Source organism: uncultured Thiocystis sp., assembly GCF_903866365.1.
Classification (GTDB): domain Bacteria; phylum Pseudomonadota; class Gammaproteobacteria; order Chromatiales; family Chromatiaceae; genus Chromatium.
Map to the genome: position 1 here is coordinate 1 of NZ_CAIPNF010000414.1, position 5,211 is coordinate 5,211.

The 5,211-nt window shown below is 62.7% G+C and carries 4 protein-coding genes and 1 pseudogene; 2 read left to right on the top strand and 3 right to left on the bottom strand.

Features of this window, described 5'->3' with window-relative positions; genetic code table 11:
- Window positions 1-143 (top strand): transposase (locus tag QZY07_RS22990; protein ID WP_295408006.1); only part of this gene is annotated, 143 nt, incomplete at its 5' end.
- A 213-nt stretch (window positions 144-356) separates the two neighbouring features.
- Window positions 357-509, top strand: a pseudogene (locus QZY07_RS22995) (IS630 family transposase); the annotation flags it as partial.
- Window positions 510-608: 99 nt separating this feature from the next.
- Here the strand turns inward: QZY07_RS22995 and QZY07_RS23000 are convergent.
- The 3 genes from QZY07_RS23000 to QZY07_RS23010 all read right to left on the bottom strand — a co-directional run.
- Window positions 609-3,881: an efflux RND transporter permease subunit gene (locus QZY07_RS23000; protein WP_295408000.1), complete on the bottom strand. Its 3,273-nt coding sequence runs from the start codon at window positions 3,879-3,881 to the stop codon at window positions 609-611.
- On the bottom strand, window positions 3,878-4,957 hold the full coding sequence (locus QZY07_RS23005) for an efflux RND transporter periplasmic adaptor subunit (protein WP_295408002.1): 1,080 nt from the start codon (window positions 4,955-4,957) through the stop codon (window positions 3,878-3,880). The genes QZY07_RS23000 and QZY07_RS23005 overlap by 4 nt, the downstream gene beginning before the upstream one ends.
- A 13-nt stretch (window positions 4,958-4,970) precedes the next feature.
- Window positions 4,971-5,211: hypothetical protein (locus QZY07_RS23010; RefSeq protein WP_295408004.1), on the bottom strand; the 241-nt coding region annotated here is incomplete at its 5' end.

The following is a 5,211-nucleotide window of genomic DNA, read 5'->3' on the forward strand; positions in this document are numbered from 1 at the left end:
CGGTGGAACCCGTGTTCGGCAGCATCAAGCACGTCCTGGGCTTCCGCCCGTTCCTGCTGCGGGGTTTACAGGCCGTTCAAGGCGAGTGGACGCTCGTGTGTTTGGGCTGGAATCTGAAGCGTCTGTTCGCCTTAAATCCATGAAAACAGCGTGAAGTGGCGTCGATGTCGTGAAAAACGGCCATCAAATGGCCGATTGACGAGAAAGTTACCTTGATTTTCAGCCTCCAGAGCGGCTTCGCCGCGACGTCCGACCTAAGTCGGACAGGCTCCTAGGCCCCAGGACTGTTATGCCTCCATCCTCACACACATCCTCCCAGAGGGAGGCGACTTCTATCCTGACACCGGGGGAAGGCATCGCTCGATGACGCCTTCCCGCCGGATGAGGCGCGTGCCATCGCACGCAAGCTGGAATTCCATGACACCCCCAAACATGGGAGTTGGCTCAACATCGCCGAGATCGAGTTAGCGGTCTTGTCGAACCTGTGCTTGTCACCGCGCATCCCCGATAAGGAATGATCGAATGCATTGAACGTCAAGGCTCTCCCACGAGCCGTAATATTTGTTGTGCCAGGCCAAGCCAGAAGTCGGCAAGGCGATATCCCCGACTTACCCCGTCGCGAGTCGAATCCACTCCACCCGCTTGCGCATCACCCCGTAATAGACCACCGGGATGACCACCAGCGTCAGCACCGTGGAAACGAACAACCCGAACAGCAGCGCCACCGCCAGTCCCGAGAAGATCGGGTCGTCGAGGATGAAGACAGCGCCGGCCATGGCGGCGAGCGCGGTCAGCACGATCGGCTTGGCGCGCACCACCGCCGAGTTAATGACGGCGTCCTCCAGGGCGCTGCCCTCGCGCACCTGCTGGTTGATGAAGTCGACCAGTAGGATGGAGTTGCGCACGATGATGCCAGCGAGCGCGATCATGCCGATCATGGAGGTCGCGGTGAACTGCGCGCCCAAAATGGCGTGACCCGGCATGATGCCAATGAGCGTGAGCGGAATCGGGGCCATGATGATCAATGGCACCAGATAGCTTCTGAATTGGGCGACCACCAGCAGATAGATGAGGATCAGCCCGACCCCGTAGGCAATCCCCATGTCGCGGAAGGTCTCATAGGTGACCTGCCACTCGCCGTCCCATTTCAGGCTGTATTCGTAGGGGTTGGTCGGCGCTTCCCGATACCATTGTTCGAGCCCCAGGTCGCGGGTTAGGGTCGCGGCCATCGCGAACAGGCCATAGAGCGGGCTGTCGGTCGCGCCGGCCATGTCGCCGGTGACATAGACCACCGGCAGCAGATCTTTGTGATAGATGCTGTGCTCGCGGCTGCCGTCGACGACCTCGACGATCTCGGACAGCGGCACCAGTTGCCCGCCCTCCGAGCGCACCCGCAGCGCTAGCACCTGTTCCAGATCGGCCTTGTCCGCCTCGCTGTATTCGACCCGGATCGGCACCGCGTATTTGACGTTGGCGCCGTGCAGATAGCTCATGGCCTCGCCGTTGAGCACGGTGCTCAGCGCCGAGGCGATGCTGGACTGCGCCACGCCCAGGCGCGCGGCCTTGGCGCGATCGACCACCAGGGTCAGCTTTTGGGAGGGAAACTCGACCGAGTCGTCGACATCGACGATATCCGGCGTGCCCTCGAAGACCGCGCGGACCGCTTTGGCGATACCGATCTGGCCCTCGTAGTTGAGACCATAGACCTCGGCGACCAGCGGCGAGAGCACCGGCGGGCCGGGCGGAATCTCGACGATCTTGGCGTTGCCGCCGTGGCCTCTGGCGATGTCCTCCAACGGCTCGCGCAATTCCAGCGCGATGACATGGCTCTTCTTATCGCGGTCGTGCTGATCGACCAGATTCACCTGCAAATCGCCCAGATGAGCACCCTCCCGCAGATAATACTGACGTACCAGACCGTTGAAGTTGATCGGGGCGGCGGTGCCGGCGTAGCCCTGATAGTCGGTGACCTCCGGAACGGTAGCCAGATATTCGCCCATCTCATTCAGTACGCGCGTGGTCTGTTCCAGGCTGGTGCCCTCGGGCATGTCGAGCACGACCTGGAATTCGCTCTTGTTGTCGAACGGCAGCATCTTGAGCACGACGGACTGGTTGACCGCGAGCGCAAGCGAGCCGGCGATCAGCACCAAAATCCCGGCCAGCAGGAACCAGCGGTTGAGATTGCCCCGCCGTCCGACGAGGAAGGGTCCGATCAGTCGACGGAAGAGACCGTCCAGGCGTCCGTGGCCCTGTCCGTCATGCGCCCCGTGATCCGCGCCGGCCAGTATCAGAGCCGTGCGCTGACGCCCGAGCATGAAGTTGGTCATCCAGGGTGTGAAGACGAAGGCGACGATTAGCGAGATCAGCATCCCCAACGATGCGTTGATCGGGATCGGGCTCATGTAAGGCCCCATGAGTCCGCTGACGAAGGCCATCGGCAGCAGCGCCGCGATGACCGTGAAGGTGGCCAGGATGGTCGGCCCGCCCACCTCGTCGACCGCCCTTGGCATCAGATCCAGCAGCTTGTCCTTGGTCAGCGCCATGTGTCGATGGATGTTTTCGACCACCACGATGGCATCGTCAACCAGGATGCCAATCGAAAAGATCAGCGCGAACAGCGACACCCGGTTGAGCGTGAAGCCCCAGGCCCAGGAGGCGAAGAGCGTGAGCGCCAGAGTGACGATCACGGCTGCGCCGACGATGATGGACTCGCGCCAGCCGATCGCGAACAGCACCAGCAGCACCACGGAAAGCGTGGCGAAGGTGAGCTTGCTGATCAGCTTCTTGGCCTTGGCGTCGGCGGTCGCGCCATAGTTGCGCGTCACCGTGACCTCGACGTTGTCGGGGATGAAGATGCCATGCAGTTGCTCGAAGCGGTCGATGACCCGTTGGGCGACCTCCACCGCATTGACGCCGGCCTGCTTGGCGACCGCGATGGTGACCGCTGGCGTGGTGTCGGTCAGATCGACGTTGGCGTGTTCGCCCGCCGAGCCCGCGCCCATCCAGACGTAGCTTTCCGGTTGCTGGGGACCGCGCTCGATGGTGGCGACATCGCGCAGATAGACCGGCCGCCCGCCGTGCAGCCCGACCACCAGATCGCCGATCTGCTCGGGACTGGTGAGAAAGGTACCGGCCTGGACCAGAATCTCCCGGTTGTCGGCGGTCACCTCCAGATTGTCGCGGATCGCGTTGCCGGCCTGGAGCGAGCGGCGCAGGTCGGTCAGATCGATGCCGTAGCCGGCGAGCGTTTCGGGCTGGAGCAGTACCCGCACCACCTGATCCGGCACGCCGAGAGTGTAGATATCGCGGGTGCCGGGGACGCGCTTGAGTTCCTGCTCGATGGCGTGCGCGACCTGTCCCAACTCGAAGGCGCCGACGTTTTCGTCCTTGGACCAGAGGGTCGCGGTCAGGATGGGCACATCGTCGATGCCCTTGGGTTTGACGATCGGCGTGCCGACGCCCAGGGTGGGCGGCAGCCAGTCCTGATTGGACAGCACCTTGCTGAACAGACGGACCACCGCGTCGGTGTTGTCCTCGCCGACCTGGTACTGGACCGTGACCACCGCCATGCCGGGACGCGAGACCGAAAAGACATGTTCGATGCCCCGGATCTCGGAAAAGACCTGCTCGGCCGGGCCGGCCACCAGATGCTCGATCTCGCTGGCGGAGGCGCCGGGAAAGGGAATGAAGACATCGGCGAAGGTGACGTCGATCTGCGGTTCTTCCTCACGCGGCGTCACCATGACCGCGAAGAGTCCGAGCAGCAGACCCACCAGAGCCAGCAGCGGGGTGATTTCGGTGGCCTGAAAACGCGCCGCGAGACTGCCGGCGAGCCCCAGCTTCGCCGGTCCCGCGTTCTCCGACATGGCTGGCTCATTCATGACCCTGCTTCCTCCGCGCCGGCGTGACGCATGGGCGCCTGCGATTTGAGCAAGGCACCAGCGGCGATCGGATCGAGCGCGACACGCTCGCCCTCGGTCAGACCGGCGAGTACCACATAGGCATCCGGCAGCACCCGGCCCAGCCGGATCTGACGGAAATGGACATGCTCGCCCTCCGTGATCACATAGACCCCCGTGACCTCCGAGCGCTGGACCACGGCCGCCTTGGGCACCGTCAGCTCGCGCTTCTCCCCGACCACGAAGCCGGTCTTGACAAACATCCCCGGAAACAGCGCGCGGAGCTGACCGCTGGTCTCCGCCGGCAGATCGATGCGCACCTTGAAGGTGTTGGACCCCAGATCGGCGAACGGGAAGACCGTGATCTTGTTGGTTTCGATGGCCTGTCCATCGGGCAGATAGACCCGCGCCAGCGTCCCCTTTTTGGCGCCGCCGCGCACCGAGGGAATCACGCTCTGCGGCACGTCGACGATCACCCGCAATTCATCGAGCGAGATGCCGCTCATCACCGGCGCGCCGGGGCTCGCGATCTCGCCGAGCTGGACATGACGATGGGTGACGATGCCCGAGTAGGGCGCGCGGATCTGGGTGTAGGCGAGTTGCTCCTGCGCCTGTTCCAGCCGTGCCGTTGCGGCCTCCAATTCGGCCTGGGCGCTGGCGAGGTCTGCGGTTGCCTTATCCATCGCCGAATCGGAAACATTCTTCTTTTGATAGAGTCCCTCGACACGTGTGTGCTCATCCCCGGCCTGCTGCAACCGAGCGGTCGCGGACTTCAGATCCGCCGCCGCCTGGGCGACTCGCGCGCGATGTTCGGTATCCTTCAGCCTGACCAGAACCGTGTTTTTATCCACATAATCGTCGACATCGTAGAGGATTTCCTCGACCTGCCCCTGCGTCTGGGCCGACACGGTGGTGCGGTTGACCGCCTCCACGAGTCCATCGAGACGGTATTCGCGCGGCAGATTGCGCGACTCGGCGACGGCGGTTTCCAGCCCAGCAGCCTGCGCATCGACCGTCAGTAGCAGAGCCAGGACGGTCAAAAATCCGATCTTGTTCATGCGATGGATCCTTTCAAATATTAGATTTTCCTAATATATCGTTTTCCGCTTGGATATCAAGATTATTGATGAATCGCCTCGTAAAAGCGAACCGGAACGCTCGGTATTCCCCGCCGCCGATCGATTGACCGGGTGGTGCCTTGCAAAAATGTGATAATGAGCGATACTGACCCCATGGCTCAAGCACAGGCGGGGACAAGGCGATGGCGGCACAGTTGATCAGCAACAACGGCCAGGAGGTGACGATCCAAGTC

Coding starts and splice junctions, on each gene's coding strand:
- QZY07_RS23000 (WP_295408000.1), bottom strand. CDS start 3,881: ATGAATGAGCCAGCCATGTCGGAGAACGCGGGACCGGCGAAGCTGGGG.
- QZY07_RS23005 (WP_295408002.1), bottom strand. CDS start 4,957: ATGAACAAGATCGGATTTTTGACCGTCCTGGCTCTGCTACTGACGGTC.